The 16928-nt window shown below is 28.5% G+C and carries 17 protein-coding genes and 1 other annotated feature; of the genes, 11 read left to right on the forward strand and 6 right to left on the reverse strand.

Translation table 11 applies throughout. The features are described from left to right. Window positions 1-9 precede the first annotated feature (9 nt). Together ARA56_RS03610 and tyrS are read left to right on the forward strand one after the other, a co-directional pair. Window positions 10-786 (forward strand): SDR family oxidoreductase, encoded by a 777-nt coding sequence (locus ARA56_RS03610; RefSeq protein WP_055264044.1) that lies wholly within the window; start codon window positions 10-12, stop codon window positions 784-786. 177 nt (window positions 787-963) lie between these two features. After that, window positions 964-1223, forward strand: a binding site (T-box leader). A gap of 263 nt (window positions 1224-1486) precedes the next feature. Beyond that, the gene (gene tyrS / locus ARA56_RS03615; RefSeq protein WP_055264047.1) at window positions 1487-2680 is read left to right on the forward strand and encodes a tyrosine--tRNA ligase; all 1194 of its coding nucleotides are present in this window, start codon (window positions 1487-1489) and stop codon (window positions 2678-2680) included. 34 nt (window positions 2681-2714) lie between these two features. Here the strand turns inward: tyrS and abc-f are convergent, their stop codons facing one another. The 3 genes from abc-f to ARA56_RS03630 all read right to left on the reverse strand — a co-directional run bounded on the left by abc-f (window position 2715) and on the right by ARA56_RS03630 (window position 6228). After that, on the reverse strand, window positions 2715-4631 hold the full coding sequence (gene abc-f, locus ARA56_RS03620; protein ID WP_055264049.1) for a ribosomal protection-like ABC-F family protein: 1917 nt from the start codon (window positions 4629-4631) through the stop codon (window positions 2715-2717). 315 nt (window positions 4632-4946) lie between these two features. Beyond that, window positions 4947-5561 (reverse strand): DUF4397 domain-containing protein, encoded by a 615-nt coding sequence (locus tag ARA56_RS03625; RefSeq protein WP_055264051.1) that lies wholly within the window; start codon window positions 5559-5561, stop codon window positions 4947-4949. Between the two features lie 4 nt (window positions 5562-5565). Further along, entirely contained in the window at window positions 5566-6228 is a 663-nt protein-coding gene (locus tag ARA56_RS03630; RefSeq protein WP_055264053.1) for a hypothetical protein, read from the reverse strand. A gap of 149 nt (window positions 6229-6377) precedes the next feature. Here ARA56_RS03630 and ARA56_RS03635 point away from each other — a divergent pair, with 149 nt between their 5' ends. Next, window positions 6378-7679: an aminotransferase class V-fold PLP-dependent enzyme gene (locus ARA56_RS03635; RefSeq protein ID WP_055264057.1), complete on the forward strand. Its 1302-nt coding sequence runs from the start codon at window positions 6378-6380 to the stop codon at window positions 7677-7679. A gap of 56 nt (window positions 7680-7735) precedes the next feature. Here the strand turns inward: ARA56_RS03635 and ARA56_RS03640 are convergent, their stop codons facing one another. Then, the gene (locus ARA56_RS03640) at window positions 7736-8953 is read right to left on the reverse strand and encodes a 6-phosphofructokinase (RefSeq protein ID WP_055264059.1); all 1218 of its coding nucleotides are present in this window, start codon (window positions 8951-8953) and stop codon (window positions 7736-7738) included. A gap of 222 nt (window positions 8954-9175) precedes the next feature. On the opposite strand from ARA56_RS03640, the gene ARA56_RS03645 reads away from it, so the two are divergent. From ARA56_RS03645 to ARA56_RS03650, 4 genes are all read left to right on the forward strand, one after another. Then, on the forward strand, window positions 9176-9733 hold the full coding sequence (locus tag ARA56_RS03645; RefSeq protein WP_055264061.1) for a manganese efflux pump MntP: 558 nt from the start codon (window positions 9176-9178) through the stop codon (window positions 9731-9733). A 219-nt stretch (window positions 9734-9952) separates the two neighbouring features. Then, window positions 9953-10120, forward strand: coding sequence for a hypothetical protein (locus tag ARA56_RS16580; RefSeq protein ID WP_156334251.1), 168 nt, complete (start codon window positions 9953-9955; stop codon window positions 10118-10120). A 241-nt stretch (window positions 10121-10361) separates the two neighbouring features. Beyond that, on the forward strand, window positions 10362-10649 hold the full coding sequence (locus tag ARA56_RS17115) for a sensor histidine kinase (protein WP_084758949.1): 288 nt from the start codon (window positions 10362-10364) through the stop codon (window positions 10647-10649). A 12-nt stretch (window positions 10650-10661) separates the two neighbouring features. Then, window positions 10662-10934 carry a hypothetical protein gene (locus ARA56_RS03650; protein ID WP_055264063.1) on the forward strand — a complete coding sequence of 91 codons (273 nt, stop codon included), beginning with the start codon at window positions 10662-10664 and terminating at the stop codon, window positions 10932-10934. Between the two features lie 50 nt (window positions 10935-10984). Here the strand turns inward: ARA56_RS03650 and ARA56_RS03655 are convergent, their stop codons facing one another. Then, on the reverse strand, window positions 10985-11398 hold the full coding sequence (locus ARA56_RS03655) for a hypothetical protein (RefSeq protein ID WP_055264065.1): 414 nt from the start codon (window positions 11396-11398) through the stop codon (window positions 10985-10987). Window positions 11399-11546: 148 nt separating this feature from the next. Between ARA56_RS03655 and ARA56_RS03660 the strand changes: the two genes are divergently transcribed. From ARA56_RS03660 to ARA56_RS03675, 4 genes are read left to right on the forward strand one after another with little or no spacing between them, the layout of a single operon-like run. Beyond that, window positions 11547-11945 (forward strand): DUF6762 family protein, encoded by a 399-nt coding sequence (locus ARA56_RS03660; RefSeq protein WP_055264067.1) that lies wholly within the window; start codon window positions 11547-11549, stop codon window positions 11943-11945. A gap of 31 nt (window positions 11946-11976) precedes the next feature. Then, on the forward strand, window positions 11977-13773 hold the full coding sequence (pepF, locus tag ARA56_RS03665) for an oligoendopeptidase F (RefSeq protein ID WP_055264069.1): 1797 nt from the start codon (window positions 11977-11979) through the stop codon (window positions 13771-13773). A 1-nt stretch (window position 13774) separates the two neighbouring features. Then, a complete protein-coding gene (locus ARA56_RS03670; protein ID WP_055264071.1) occupies window positions 13775-14755 on the forward strand; it encodes a rhomboid family intramembrane serine protease in 981 nt (326 codons plus the stop codon). Between the two features lie 41 nt (window positions 14756-14796). Beyond that, window positions 14797-15411 carry a DUF2238 domain-containing protein gene (locus ARA56_RS03675; RefSeq protein WP_084758945.1) on the forward strand — a complete coding sequence of 205 codons (615 nt, stop codon included), beginning with the start codon at window positions 14797-14799 and terminating at the stop codon, window positions 15409-15411. A 211-nt stretch (window positions 15412-15622) separates the two neighbouring features. Here the strand turns inward: ARA56_RS03675 and uvsE are convergent, their stop codons facing one another. Then, window positions 15623-16861, reverse strand: a complete 1239-nt coding sequence (gene uvsE, locus ARA56_RS03680; protein WP_055264075.1) for a UV DNA damage repair endonuclease UvsE — start codon at window positions 16859-16861, stop codon at window positions 15623-15625. Between the last annotated feature and the right edge of the window lie 67 nt (window positions 16862-16928).

Genomic DNA, 16928 nt, shown 5'->3' on the forward strand with positions numbered 1-16928 from the left:
GCAGAGAATATGAAAAAGGTATTAGTTACAGGAAGTAATGGATTTTTAGCATCGAGATTTAGCGAGTATTATAAAGATAAATATGATATCTTAGCTTTAAGTCATAAAGATTTAGATATTACTAATGAAAAAAAGGTTTATGATTTATTTAAAAATAATAATTTCGATATAGTATTTCATTCAGCTGCAATATCTGATACAGGAAGGTGTCAAAATGAACCTGAGTTTGCAAATAAAATAAATTTTGATGGGACTGTAAATATTGCTAAAGGCTGTGCATTAAAAGACTCAAAATTGATTTTTGCAAGTAGTGATCAGCTTTATGCTGGAAATGAAATTAAAAATATTTTTGATAAATATTATAATTTAAGATTAACATGGATGTTTTCTTATGCAGAAAGAAATAAAAGAGTTAATATAAACATAATTACTAATATATTAAATGAAACGCTAAAAGGTGAAAAAATATCATTAGCAACTAATGAATATAGGGGAATTAGCTACGTTTATGAAGTAATTGAAAATGTTGAAAAGTTATTAGAAGTTTCTTATGGAGACTATAATTTTGGTTCTGAAAATGATATTTCTACTTATGATATTGGATGTAGAGTTCTTGAAAATTTAGGCTTACAAAACAGAATTGAAGATATACTTATTAAAGATACAGAAAGATTTAAAGATAAGAAAAGAGATTTAAGAATAAGTAATAAAAAGTTAAGAGATAATGGAATTTATTTTGAGAGTACTGAAGAAGCTATATCAAGATGTATAAGGGAATTTAAGTAAGAGTGCAAATTTTATATTTGGATACTCGAACTTAACTGAAAGTCCAAATTTAAAATTCGGTAACTTGAAGTTACCCTTGAAGAGTACTCATTCGATGAGATGATAAGGAGTTTCCTTTTTTATGTTAGGTTTATGTTGACAAAGAAAAAAACAAGCATATAATAATATATAAGAATTGTTAAAGCTTTGAAGAGAAAGAGTAGAGTTAATAGAGTTATAAAGAGAGGTCCTGGTTGGTGAAAAGGGAATGACAAATTAATTTGAATACGTCTCTGAGCAGCACTCCGAAAGATTACAACCAGTAGGCAGATGTCGGATTCGCACCTGTTATAGTGCTAGGGTATAACCATATTTTTGGCGTACCTGAAGAGGTTGTTAATGTGAGTTAACAATGAAATTAGGTGGTAACACGTGAGTTTTATGCTCTCGTCCTTTTAGTAGGACGGGGGCTTTTTTATATTTAAAAATATACGCGCGGATTTTTAAGTATAGAGAAAGTTATGAGTTACTATAAGTGAGGTTCTAAATTTCACCCACAGGGCGCACATGTAATTTAGGTAACCGAACTTAACTGAAAATCCAAATTTATGATTTGGTAGATTAAAGTTACACTGGAAGTGTACACCTACGAATGTATATGAGTAGTGTGTTTCCTTATAAAATTATATAAGAAAACAAAGAAAATTTTGGAGGAATAAAGATGATTAATATAGATGAACAAATAAAGATAATAAGCAAAGGTGTAGATGAAATAATAGGACTTGAAGAATTAAAGGAGAAATTAAAAAGTAAAAAAGAGTTAGTAGTTAAATTAGGATTAGATCCAAGTGCTCCAGATATTCATTTAGGTCATACTGTAGTTTTAAGAAAACTAAAGCAAATACAGGATTTAGGACACAAGGTAGTTATAATAATTGGAGATTTTACAGGAAAGATAGGAGATCCAACAGGGAAATCAAAAGCTAGGAAGCCATTAACGACAGAGCAAGTGCTTGAAAATGCTAAAACTTACGAAACACAAATATTTAAGATACTCGATAGAGGGAAAACTGAAGTTAAATTTAATAGTGAATGGTTATCTAAGATGACTTTTGAAGAAGTAATAAAATTAGCTGCAAAATCAACAGTTGCAAGAATGCTAGAAAGAGATGATTTTAAAAAGAGATACGAAAGTAATATGTCCATATCTCTTCATGAGTTTTTCTACCCATTAATGCAAGGGTTTGATTCAGTAGAAATAAAAGCTGATATTGAAATGGGAGGAACTGACCAAAGATTTAATGTTTTGATGGGAAGAATGCTTCAAAAAGAATTTGGGCAAGAGCCACAATCAATAATAATTATGCCATTATTAGAAGGTCTTGATGGCGAAAATAAGATGAGCAAAAGTTTAGGAAATTACATTGGAATAGATGAATCAGCTACTATAATGTTTGAAAAGGCAATGAGTATTCCAGATGGTTTAATAATTAAATACTTTGAATTAGTTACAGATATTCATCCAGATATAATTGAAAGGATAAGAAAAGACCTTGAAGAAGATAATGTTAATCCTAGAGATGTAAAAATTTCTTTAGCTAAAGAAATAGTAGAATTATACCACGGAAAAGAAGAAGCAAAACTAGCAGAAGATAGATTTAGAAAGGTCTTTCAGAAAGGTGAAATTCCTGATGATATAAAAACTGTAGAAGTTAATTCAGGAGATTTTAACTTAGCTGATATAGTTTTAGGGAATAAGTTAGTTCCAAGTAAAAAAGAATTTAGAAGATTAGTGGAACAAGGTGGAGTTAAGGTAAATGGCGAAAGCATAAGTAATATTGATGAAGTTTCTTTAGCATCTAAATTTATAATTCAAATTGGAAAGAAGAAGTTTATTAAAGTAATTATAAGTTAAAAAATGGTGGCTATATGCCACCATTAATTATTTACTAAACCATGTTTTCCCATTCTTCATAAAGGTTAGCAATTTCTTCTTCTAAATTTTTAATCTCATTATTCACTCTTTGGCTTTCTGTTGGGTTAGAGTAAATTTCTTCTAAACAAAGATCTTCTTGAAGTTTAACTAATTCCTCTTCTTTTTCAGATATTGTTTTTTCAATGTTTTTTAATTTAAGCTGCATAGCCTTAGCTTCTTTTTCAGCTTCTCTTTTCTTTTTCTTATCTTCTTTAATTTGAGTTTTAGTTTTTCCATTAGCTATTTCTTCATAGTCTTCAAATCTGCTTGGATTAAGCTTCTTTTCTTGATAGTAATTATAGTTACCAAGATACTCGGTTACACCATCTTCATTAAGCTCTAAAATTCTTCCAATTACTTTATTTAAGAAATATCTATCATGGGAAATTATCATTAATGTTCCATCATATTCTAAAATAGCATCTTCTAAAGCTTCTCTTGAGATTATATCAAGGTGGTTTGTAGGTTCATCCATTAATAACAGATTAGATTTAGAAAGCATAAGCTTTAATAAATTTATTCTACACTTTTCACCACCGCTAAGAGTATTTATAACTTTAAACACATCATCGCCTGTGAATAAGAAAGATGCTAAAGCATTTCTTAGTTTAGTTGTAGTCATATTAGGAAATGCATCCCATACTTCATCTAAAATTGTTTTATTTAAATCTAGGTCAGATTGTTCTTGATCATAATAACCAACATTAACATTAGTTCCAAGAACTTTAACACCGGTATCAGCTTTAACTACATCCATTATTATTTTAAATAGAGTAGTTTTACCTCTACCATTTTCACCTATTAAAGCGATTTTTTCACCGCGTTTTAAATCCATATTAAGATTTTTAAATAATACTTTATCTCCATAAGCTTTACTCATTTTTTCGATATGAAGAACATCATATCCGCTTTTTACTGAAGCTTCAAATTTAATTTTTGAACCTTCTTTTTCATGAGTAGGAGCATCTATTCTTTCCATCTTATCTAGAGCTTTTTCTCTACTTTCAGCAGCTCTTATACTTTTTTCTCTATTAAATGAACGGAATTTTTCAATTATAGCCTCTTGTCTTTTAATTTCAGCTTGTTGAAGATTATAAGCCTTTAATTTAGCTTCATAGTTCTTTTTTCTTAATTCAATAAACTTAGTATAAGGAACATTGTAGCATTCAACTTCACCATTTATTACTTCAAATGTATTATTAGTAACAGAATCTAAGAAAAATCTATCGTGAGAAATTACAAGAACAGTACCTTTATAAGTTTTCATATATTCTTCAAGCCAAGCTATAGCCTCTAAGTCAAGATGGTTAGTAGGCTCGTCAAGAAGTAGTATATCAGGTTTTCTTAATAGTAGCTTACAAAGAGCTACTCTAGTTTTTTGTCCACCACTTAATGTACTTATATCTTTATAAAAATCAGCTTCAGTAAATCCAAGACCTTTTAATACTCTAGAGATTTCACCTTTATATATGTATCCACCTTTATGAGAATAAATATCTTGAAGAGTAGTGTAATCTTTAATTAACTTTTCATGATAGTCTGCTTTAGATTCATCATAAGGCTCGTTCATTTTGATTTCTAATGTAGACAATTTATTTTCTATGTTAATAAGCTCATCAAATACAGAGAGTGTTTCTTCGTAGATATTTTTATCTGTATCTAAATTAAGATTTTGAGATAAATACCCAAGAGTTTTATTTTTATCTATAAAAATCTCACCAGAGTCTTGAGATATTTCTCTGCATATTATTTTAAATAGAGTTGATTTACCTTCACCATTAGCTCCAATAATACCAACTTTATCACCTTCATTTATTGAAAATGTAACTTTTTTTAGTACATCCCTAATTCCATAACTTTTACATATATCTTTACAACTTAAAACTATCATATTATCCTCCATATCCCGAAGTTTCCATATAATTATACTATTAACATTATGTTTATTCAAATAGGAGAAAAATATAAATAAATTGCGTAGCAATTTGGTGGAAAGTTTGACTAGGTCAAAGGGGAAAAGTCAGCTGAAGCTGAGGAGAAAATATCACTAAGGTGATAGGGAAAATATTGCCCTTGGCAATTGTATAATATATCTATTTTAATACTTTTCCCGTTAACTTTAGTTAACTTTTCCCTGCTACGTAGTAGCCTTTTCACCTCGACGAAGTCGACTTTTCAATTGCAAGCCTTAGCTCGTACTTTTTTTCTACCGTTCGTCTTCTACAAATAAATAACCAAGTGGTGGATTACCATTAAATATTCCTAAAATATAAATTGTATAAAGTTTTCCGCCTTCTAGAGTTAAGTTTTTAATATTTTTATTTAGTGCTGTTCCACCTGTGCTTTCAACTCTAAAGTTGTATATTCCAGGAGAGGTTGTATAGTAACCTGTTGTTTCTAAGTATTCAACAGCAGTAAAAAGTTCATTTCCATTAGGTAGGTCTAGGTTTAATAGAGGTGCACTTTGTGAAAGATTCATAAATCTTAAATAAGTATATTCAGTTGAAGTTGCAATTGAAGCATCTCTTAATTTAAATAGAAATAAACCTCCTAATGTAACTACAGAAATAGTATAATTAGCACTTGGTGCTAATTGAACACTTTGTGTAGCTAATGGTGTATCATAAAAGCCAGATCTATATACTTGAAGTTCATAAGTTCCTGGTGATAGATTTAAGTAATTAGATATAGAACTAAAAGAAAGATCTGATAATATTAAACTACCATTTGCGTAAACATCGATATTAGGTGCATTTGGAACTGCATGAAGAATTCTAATGCTAGAGTTTACATCAGGTGTATTTAATCTTATATAAGTCATAAAATCACCTTCCTTCATATTCAAGAGTAAGTTTTATTATATTTTTAATTAGTAATTTGGCAATAGGATAAGGAATTCTATAAGCTTTCATTGTTGCTAAAACTACAGAGTTATTATCTTCTATTTTTTTGAATATTTTATCTACTTCACTTTCTTTGTTATCACCTCTATAATCATTAGAAAGTGAGATATCTTCTAATGTAAAATTTCTTACAATATCTAATGGATTTACGGAATTTTTATCATAGTTATCATTTAGTCTAGGTTTATTATAAGAATATAGGTCCTCTGAGTTTACTTCAGATGGATATTCTAAATTACTAGACTCAGTAGGAAAACTACTTGGAACTTTGTTAGTGGTATTATTTGAATTATTAGTATTAGTACTAGGTAAAGTTTGTGTTTGTTCAATATCTGGAATATTTGAAGGGTATGGAGTTAATGGTACAGTACTTGGTTTATTTTCATTATTCATAGCTGGATTCATCATATTAATTGATGGAGCAGGAAAGCACATATACATTGTCCCATTACTCATAGGACCACCGCTTATATTAGGAGTAGGAAAATTAGCTGGTTTAAGAGCATCTTGAATATTCATAGGAGCAAAAGTTAAATCATTATCTTTCTTATTTTTATTGGTTTTATTGGTTTTATTTGAATCCATTTATATCCTCCGAAGAATAATTTATTATCAATATATGTCTATTTTAGGACATATGTTACTTTATAGAATATGATGGAAATAGGTTATTTAGTACATTTATCATCACACTAATTTATATACAAGAATAGAATGTAGGGGGAGGGATTGTTATGCATAAAACTAATATGGAAAAAATAAGGGAATTATTTGTGGGTATAGATAAAAAAATTGAAGTAGAAGGAAAAGGAAAAATAGTTCCTATAAATTTTGATAATGCAGCTACCACTCCGGCATTTAAAAGAGTGTTGAAAAGAATATTAGAATGTAGTGAAATGTATGGTTCAATAGCTAGAGGTGATGGACAAAAATCACAATTTTGTAGTGATACTTATGATGAATGTCGAAAGTATATAATGAATTATTTTAATGCACCTGAGGATTTATATACGGCGATTTTTACAGATAATACTACAATGGGGCTAAATAGATTATCAAATATATTGATTAAAGATAGAGAGGATATTGTTATTACTACTAGAATGGAACATCACTCAAATGATTTGCCTTGGAGAGGAAAATGTAACTTAAAGTATCTAGAAGTAGACGAAAATGGAAGAGTAAAAGTAGATGAACTTGAGGAGTTATTAATAAAGTATTGTGGTAAAGTAAAATATGTTACAATAAGTGGTGCATCTAATGTTACTGGATATCTAAATGATATAAGGAAAGTAGCGAAGCTTACTCATAAATATGGAGCCCATATAATTGTAGATGGAGCACAATTAGTCGCTCACAAAAAGGTATCTATGTTAGGTGTAAAAAGTGATGAGAATATAGATTATCTTGTATTTTCTGCACATAAGATGTATGCTCCGTTTGGATGTGGTGCAATAATTGGATTAAAAGAAACTTTTAATTATTACCCTCCTGATATAGTTGGTGGAGGAATAGTATATATTGTAAGAGATGAAGGGCAGATTTATTTAGATACTCCAGAAAAAAATGAACCAGGAACACCAAATTTTTTTGGAGTAGTAGCTATGACTCAAGCGATGAAGGATATGGAGAGAATAGGGTTTAAAACAATAGAAGACAATGAAAAAAATATATTCTCTAAGTTATTAGAAGGTATGAAAAATATAGCTGATGTTAATTTATATGGGGATTGTGAAAACATTGATGATAGATTAGGAATAATGGTATTTAATATAAATGGAATGAATTATGAAGAAGTAGGAGAAAAACTTGCTAGCATAAGAGGAATTGCTGTTAGGGAAGGTGGATTCTGTGCTCATCCATATACAAGAAGACTTTTAGGAATTAAAGATAAAGATCTTGATGAGTATATAGGAAAGAATGGAATTCCTGGGATGGTAAGAGCAAGTCTTGGAATATATAATACGGAAAAGGAAGTAGATATTTTCTTAGATACTATAGAGTATATTTGTAGAAGATATTTACCTAAAAAATAAGTAAAAGTAAAATGCTTAATGATGCCATGGGTATAGATATCATTAAGCATTTATTATTATTTATTAAACACCTTAAAATTAGGCATAGGTGACTGAGTTAAAATTGATGGAAGTGAGGATACAAGAGGAGCTAAATATTCAATAGCTTCTTCAGTAACACCATTTCCTTCTTCGTTAATCCATTCCTTAGGGAAGTATTTAACATTGTTGGCTATTTTATCAGCTTCTACTAAGAAATATGAGCTTGAATAAGGAGCATTTGAATCTCTTTTTATAGCAACCATATATCCGCTATGTCCCATATTAGCATATTTTAATGCTTCATAGCCAACTTGATGAGCTTCTTCTAAATCTAAGCTTGAAGCACAATGCATAGCACATCTTTGAAGTACTCCAAGTTCTAAAGATTTTACTCTCTTTGTGATTCCAGATTGTATTATTAAATTCTTTAAATACATACCAACTCCACCAAGTTGAGCATGTCCGAATTTATCATGAGCTTGTGAAGATGTTTCAGCAACAAATGTACCATCAGCAGTTCTAATTCCTTCAGATACAACTATGTATACTTGGTTTTGCTCTTCAAATTTTAATTTTACATCATGTAAAAACTTATCTACATCAAAAGCAGATTCAGGTAAATATATAAAATCGGCAACTTGTTTACCATTAAGTTTAGCTAAAGCAGCTGATGCTGCAAGCCATCCAGTATCACGTCCCATAGTTTCAACTATGAATATTCCGTTATTTATGTATACTGATGAATCTAAATATGTTTCAAGAACTGTTGTTGCAATAAACTTTGCAGCTGATCCAAAGCCAGGAGTATGATCTGTGTACATTAAATCATTATCTATAGTTTTTGGAATACCTATAAATTTGATATCTAGACCTGTTTCTTTAGCGTACTTACCAAGCTTTGCAGTAGTGTCCATTGAATCATTTCCACCAACATAAAAGAAAGCTTTTATATCATTAGCTTTTAAAATTTCTAATAGTTTATCATATTCTTCTGTTGATTCTTCTAACTTTTTCATTTTGTATCTGCAAGAACCTAATCCAGATGAAGGAGTATATCTAAATGAGTTAATCTCTTCATCACTAAAGCTAGATAACTCTATGATATTTCCATTAAGAATACCTTCTATTCCGTTTAAACCAGCATAAACTTTATCAAAAATTTTTAAATCTTTATTAGCATCTATTAATCCAACGACACTAGAGTTTATTACAGATGTTGGACCACCAGATTGAGCTATGATACAATTTGCCATTATGTTACTCTCCTTTATGTGAAAATCAAAAATAATTATAAAATATATTAAATGTGATACACAATTTGCTTATTATTTTGAATACAATATATACTATACAATAAAAGGTGTGAAAAATAAAGTGTTATTTATTAAATTTTAATAATTAAATAATATAATTCATATGTAAAGGTGATTGTTAATACAATTATATAGAAGTAAATTTCTAGTAGGAGAGAGAATATGGATTTAAGACATTTAATTATTATTGGAATAGCTTTGGCTATGGATGCATTAGGTGTTACATTAAGTATAGGTCTAAACCCAAGAGTTAGAAGAGATAGTAAGATAAAATATATAATTTCTTTTGGTTTTTTTCAGTTTTTATTTTTCTTTTTAGGAGGAGTTTTTGGATATCTTTTTGAAAAATATGTAGTTGCTATACCTAATATAATAGGCGGAATAGCCATTGGAATTGTTGGAATTATGATGTTTAAAGAAGGATTTGAATCTGAAGAGAAAGATGATGAACTATTACTTAAAAAGGGAATGCCAATAATTTTAGGAATATCTGTTAGCATAGATGCACTAGTTGTTGGATTTACAGCATCACATAGAGCATGCATATGTCTTCTTATGGTATTAAATGCAGTTATGATTGGATTAATAACATTACTAATTTGTACAACAGGATTTTTCTTATGTAGGTATATAAGGAGACTTGACTTTGTAACTAGATATGCAGATTTTTTAGGTGGAATAATATTAATTATTTTTGCAATTAAAATGATATTTTTTTAATGACGCCGTAAAAGATTCATAAAAATAGCTACTATGACAACGGTATATGGTAGCTATTTTATTATACTTTAAAATTTTGAAATTAAAGGAGTATTTATTTGTGTATAAACATTATTAATAGTGGAAATATATGAAAAACAACCTATTTGAATATAACCTAGATACATAATTAAACCTATTTTTAAAAATCTAAATACTCTTGGAGAAATTGCAAATAATATGGTAGAAGGTAAATTTAATAATAAGCAATTAGTATTAAATAAAAGAGAAAGAGAGGTATTTTACAACAGATTTCTTGATATGGAAGAAAGGTTTGAAGGTGCTTTAATAGATTTTAGAGAAGGAAAAGTTAATTTAGAAAATATTACTAATGATATATCGCATTAATTAAACAGAATAGATTGGGTTATTACCACTTTATTAAAGTATGCAAGAATAGAAAGTAATGCAATAAATTATAATAGGTCTTTACTTTCTTTAAAAGATACTATAAATTATTGTATGCAGCCTTTAAAAGTTAAGGCTGAGGAAAAAAACAAAAGATAAGATTAGATTTTAAGGGTGAGGGCCTTTACTTTCATGATGAGAAATAGATAGGAGAAGTTTTTAGTAATATTATTAAAACTCTATAAAGCATACTGCTATAGGAGAAAATATAAAAATTTCTCTTGATGAAACAACATTAAGCGTTACAGTAACTATAAGTGACAATGGTGAAGGGATAGAAAAGAAAGATCTTAAAAATATATTTAAAAGATTTTATAAGGGTAAGAATTCTATAAATCCTAAGAGCATTGGAATAGGATTATCTTTAAGTAAAAAGATAATTGAAGCTTATAATGGGAGTGTAGTTGCAGAAAGTGAAGTTGGGGTAGGCACAACCTTTTATATAACATTTCTAAAATTAGTAGTTTAAGGAGAAAGAAATATGACAAGAGACACAAGAGAAGAATTATTAGAATTATACACTGAGCTAACTGATTGTGGAGTAGTTTTCCACTATGGTAATGAAGAAATTGATAATGGCGAAATAACTAATTTTGAAATTGATGATGAAGATGTGATAACTATCGAATTAGATGGTTGTGAAACTTATGAAATAGAATTACAAGACTTTATAGATAATCACTCAAAGGATGGAGTTAACTACCATAGCTTTGAAATGGGAAGAAGATTTGATCATATATTAGCTGATAAATAATATGAAAAAAGACAGTAGAAAGGTTATGTAACCTATCTACTGTCTTTGATTTATTCAGCGTTTTTTTGTGAATCATCTTTTTTTTCTAATGAGTTCATTACCCATGATCCACTAGAATCTTTTGTTAATTCTCCTACTAGTGTAGTTCTTTGATGTGGCTCATTATGACTAAGGCCAAAAGCTTCTACGATAACTTTATCCTCGGTTTTATCAACGAATGTCATACTTTGAACTCTGTTAATTCTTAAATCTTTATCTTTCCAATTAGTGAAGTAGTAATCAATTGCATAAGTTAAATTACTACATCTGTAAGAAACGTACTTTCCTTTTAATAGGATTCCACTAGTAATCAATAATACAACAACAACTATAGGAAAAATTATTGCAAATAACTTTTTTCTACGTTTTTTTAAGCGTTGAACTCTAGTGTATGTCCTATTTTTTTTAGAACGTTTTTGCACCATAAAATCGCCCCCAAAAAAACTCTATGTTAATATATTACCATAAATTGTAAATATGTAAAGTGGATATTGTATAATTAAAGAAGGAAACATATAATAAGGATAAGACAAAAAAATGAAAACAATGGAAGAATAGAAGGAGAATATAAATATGGATTACTCAAGTTTAATATTAATGGAAAGAGATGCTGAAACAGGATTTGTTACAAAAGAGTTAGGAAGTTATCAAGTATCTGTTGAAGCTGAATATGTAAAAGGGTTTTATGTAAAAGGAGATACTGTTTATATAAAATTTGACACAAATAAAGATGTTGAAGAGTGGGAATACTCTGCAATATATGATGTATTTAATTATTCTATATTTGAAGAAGAAGGATTTAAGATTGAAGATGTGGATGATGAATATAATCCAACATTCTTAATTACTTTTAAATATGAAGATGAACATCAATATATTAGTGAAAAATTATCTTTAGCTTTAGGGTTAATTCATGAAGCTATGGAAAAAGCTTTTAATGATATAGAAGGAAAAGAAGAAGAATATAAGTAGAAAGGAGTAGCCGAAAAAGGCTAGGTGTGCTATGGAAAGTAAGGTTTTAAAGAAGAGAGAGGAAATTCAAGAAATAGATAAATGGAGTGTTAATGAAGTTTATCCTAGTGATGAAGCTTGGGAAAAAGAGTATAAGGAACTTCAACAAGAAGCTCCAAAGCTTAAAGAATTTCAAGGAAAACTTAAAAATGGAGAAGTATTAATAGAATATTTAGATTTAAATGAGAAGATTTCAAGAAAAGCTGAAAAAATATATGTTTATGCTCATTTAAAATCAGACGAAGATACATCAAATCCTAAATATCAAAGCATGATGAATAAAATTGATGCTTACATGGCAGAGTACGCAACATATTCAGCTTATTTTGTACCAGAATTATTAAGTTTACCAGACGGATTTATAGAAGAAGAGATAAAAAGATTAGATGGATTAAAGCCATATGAATTTTTATTAATTAATATAATTAAGGAAAAACCTCATGTATTAAGTAAGGAAGAAGAGGAACTTTTAGCAGCTGCTTCTGATTGTCTTGATGCTCCATCATCAATTCATAATATAATGACTAATGCTGATATGAAATTTGGAAAAATTAAAGATGAAGATGGTCATGAAGTAGAATTGACAGAAGGAAACTATTCTTCATTTATTAAATCTAAAGATAGAAGTGTTAGAGAAGCTGCATTTAAAGATTTATTTGGACACTATAAGGATTTTGAAAATACTTTAGCTACAACACTTTCTAGTTCAATAAAAGCATTTAATTTCTCAGCAAGAGTGAGAAAGTATAATAGTGCTTTAGAAGCGGCTTTAAAACCAGAAGATATTCCACTTGAAGTTTATAAGAATGCTATTAAAACTATAAATGATAATATTGAATCACTTCATAGATATGTAAGAATAAAGAAAAAATTACTTGGACTTGATGAAATGCATATGTATGACTTATATGTGCCAGTTATAGAAATTGATAAGGAACATGTAGAATTTGATAAAGGCGTTGAGATGGCAATTGAAGGTCTTAATCCACTAGGAGAAGAATACTTAGATATATTTAAAGGTGGAATTGAAGGTGGATGGATAGATAAATATATTAATAAAGGTAAAAGAGGTGGAGCTTATTCATGGGGTGGATATGATACAAAACCATACGTATTATTAAATTATAATTACGATTTAAATGATGTATCTACCTTAGTTCATGAAATGGGTCACTCAATCCATTCTTATTATTCAAGAAAAGAACAAAGCTACTATTATGCAGGATATTCAATATTCTGTGCAGAAGTTGCTTCGACTACTAATGAAGCTCTACTTATTCATCATTTAATAAATAAAGAAACTGATGAAAAGAAAAAACTTTATTTAATAAATCAAGAGTTAGAACAAATAAGAACAACTGTATTTAGACAAATAATGTTTGCAGAGTTTGAACTATATACTCATGAAAGCTTTGAAAAAGGTATGCCATTAACAGCAGAAGATTACAATGCTAAATGGCATGAATTAAATGTTAAATACTTTGGTGAAGACATAGTTGTAGATGATGAAATAGATGTTGAATGGGCAAGAATCCCTCACTTCTATAATGATTTCTATGTATATCAATATGCAACAGGTTATGCAGCTGCATCTGCTTTTGCAAAATCTATTTTAGATAAAGAACCAAATGCTGTTGAAAAGTATACTGGCTTCTTAAAGAGTGGAGGAAGTAATTATCCAATAGAAATATTAAAGAAAGCAGGAGTGGATATGACTACACCTAAGCCTTTAGAAGCTACTATTGAAAGATTTAATGAATTATTAGATATGTTAGAGAAAGATATTTAATATGAAAAAGTTTGAAGATAAATTTTTTAATATATTGATTAATAGATATGGTTTTTATATAAAAGATTATTTCAGTTCATCTAAGAACGAAAATAGGTGGGTTGCAATATCAGAAAATGAGAATTATGCATATGCCGTTATAGTATGCGATGAAATGGAGGCTACTTTGCTTTATAGTGAAGCTTATGAATCTTTAAAAAAAGTATTTACTAAACCTATAGCATTGAATGTAGTTATTACAACTAAAAGTAATGAAGTAGCACAGGAGTATTTAGGACAATATAATAAACTTATTTATTCATTAAGTGAAGAAAGAGTGCTTTACAGCGGAGATGGCTGTAAGCCTCTCCTTCAAGTATATGAATATATGAGTAAAAAAGAGCAAAAGCATAGAAATAGATTTAAGGATAATAAGCTTACTTATATATTGATAGGAATAAATGTTTTAATTTATATATTAACTGCAATAATGTCTAGAGATGTATTTAATAGCAATACCTATGTGTTAATAAGATTAGGTGCAAAGGTTAATGAATTAATTAACCGTGGACAAGTTTGGAGATTGTTAACTTGTGCGTTTTTACACGGAGGAATTATGCACTTAGTCTTTAATATGTATGCGCTAAAAATAATAGGATCAGAGGTTGAATATGTTTTTGGACGAAAGAAATATTTAATAATATATTTAATGGCAGCCTTAGGGGGAAGTCTATTTAGCTATATCCTTAGTCCATACTCTATATCTGTAGGAGCTTCAGGAGCAATTTTTGGACTTTTAGGAGCTATGTTGGTATTTGGAGTTAAACATAGAGATAAAATAGGAAAAAGCTATATGATGAATATTATTCAAGTTATAATTATTAATGTAATTATAGGGGTTTCATTAAGTAACATAGATAATTATGCACATCTTGGTGGACTAATTATAGGTGGAATAACTGCTTTAATAGTTAAAAGTAATTTAGAAAAATCATTTAATTAATGGATTTTATCTATATTAAAGCGGCAGAGGAGGCGTTGGCTTTGGATTTGAAAAAAGATAAAGCACTAATTATTAATTTGGCATATATGGTTATATTAGCTTTAACCTTAGTATATGATATGATGGCTAAAGAAGGAGTTCATACATTTAGGATAGCATTAGCAGCAGTAACTGCATGGATTATGTTCTTTGTTTATAAGAAGACTTTCTTAAGAAGATCAAGAATAAGCTTTTATTTGATATTTACATTCGTATTTGCAGCAATGTATTTAGGAAGTGTATTAGATTTTTATATAATAATTCCAGGATACGATAAGATACTTCATTTAATTTCAGGAGTAATAATAGCTTATATCGGATATATTTTCTATTTAACCTTGGTTAAGACTGATGATAAAGAAGCTGTTAATCCTATGATGGGAGTAGTATTCTCTATAATATTTTCAATTGCAGCAGCAGGAGTATGGGAAATTTGGGAGTTTAGTACAGACCAATTATTTGGATTTACATCACAAAACAATAGTTTGATTGATACTATGATGGATATTATATGTGGGACAGTTATGGGGATTTTAGCAAATATTCCAATAGCCATGTATATAAAGGGAAAGAAAGTAAAGTTTATAGAAAAATTGGTTGAAGATATGAGAAGATAAAGTGCAAAGAACTTTGGTGAAAGGTTTTCTTGTGAAAAGGTGAAAATGTCACTAACGTGACAGGAAAAAGATTGCTTTAGGCAATATTGAAAAGTTACTACCGTAATACTTTTCACTTTAACTTAAGTTAACTTTTTATAGCTACGTCAGCAGCTTTTTAATCTCAACATAGTTGACTTTTCACCTAGTAAGTGAGCTTTGTACTTATATATTAATAAATAAAGTAGTATGTGTTATTAAGTGGTAAATTGTATTTATCACTTAATTTTTTTAGGTATTCTTTACACTTTGAATAGGATTGATCTTTATAGTTTTTGTTATAATGATTAATTTCTTTTGAATTTAAATCCTTTCTTATAGATTCAAATCCTTGGTTTAATGCACGCCTAAATGATACTTCGTTATATTCTTCATAGATTAATGAATCTATAAATGTGTATAGCTTTAAAAAATTGTTTTGAGGTTTTATATCTTTCAATTTAGATATACCACTATAATCATATTTTTCTAATACAAATAATTGATAGGCTTGTATCTCGTTTAAATAATCAATATAAGAAAAGTTATTATTAAGATAGTTTATAGAGTTTATTGCCTTTATTGCAGAAACTTCTTTGTCTTTGACTTCTAGCATTATATCTATATTTGAGAAATCGTAATTATTTATGTAAGCTAGAAAATTATCTATAAAAATAGTGGGAGAATGAGCACCGCTCTTTTTAGTAATATCTTGTATACTATAGTGTACCTTCATATCTCCATCATCTTTTTTCCAGGTTCTTTGTATTAATGGCAATAATTCAGATATAGACATAGAAGTATCTCCGTAACATTCATAATGTAGATTATCAAATACTATTGGTACTTTGCATTTAGTATAAATCTCTAATAAATCATATATAGAAAAAAAGCGTTCATCATTTTCTATTATTAATCTTTTCTTAATATTATTATCTAAATTGTTGTACTCAGTTATAAATCTTTCTATAGCACTTTTTTTATTTCCGTAAACACCACCAACATGAAGAACTATTTTATGACTTGATGGTAAGTTAAGGCTATCTAAAAACTTGCAATGAAACTTTAAATCACATATAGATTTTTCTACAACTTCTTTTTTAGGAGAGTTTAAAAGCGTATATTGACCTGGATGCATGGATACTCTAATATTATTTGTTTTTATATAAGAACCTATTTTATCTAAAAGATTTTTATTATTATCCCACCAATTATAGTTATTTATTGGATGGCTCCCTAAAGGAATTACATCAGAGCTTATTCTAAAAAAATTAATGTTTTTAGAATTGTTATAATAAAGTATAGAATATAAGTCTTCAAGATTTTCTTTTATTAGTAAAGAGACTTTTTCTTCAGAATAATTTGAAAGAGTTAATTTTCTTGTTGTTTTATATGGAACCATAAGTGGAGTACAGGCATATCCAATTTTCATACTTAGTCTCCTTGTGTTAAAATATATTTAAGAAAAAACGTTAAATTTAATATTAGTATTTTAATAT

This window comes from Clostridium disporicum (genome assembly GCF_001405015.1).
Lineage (GTDB): Bacteria > Bacillota > Clostridia > Clostridiales > Clostridiaceae > Clostridium > Clostridium disporicum_B.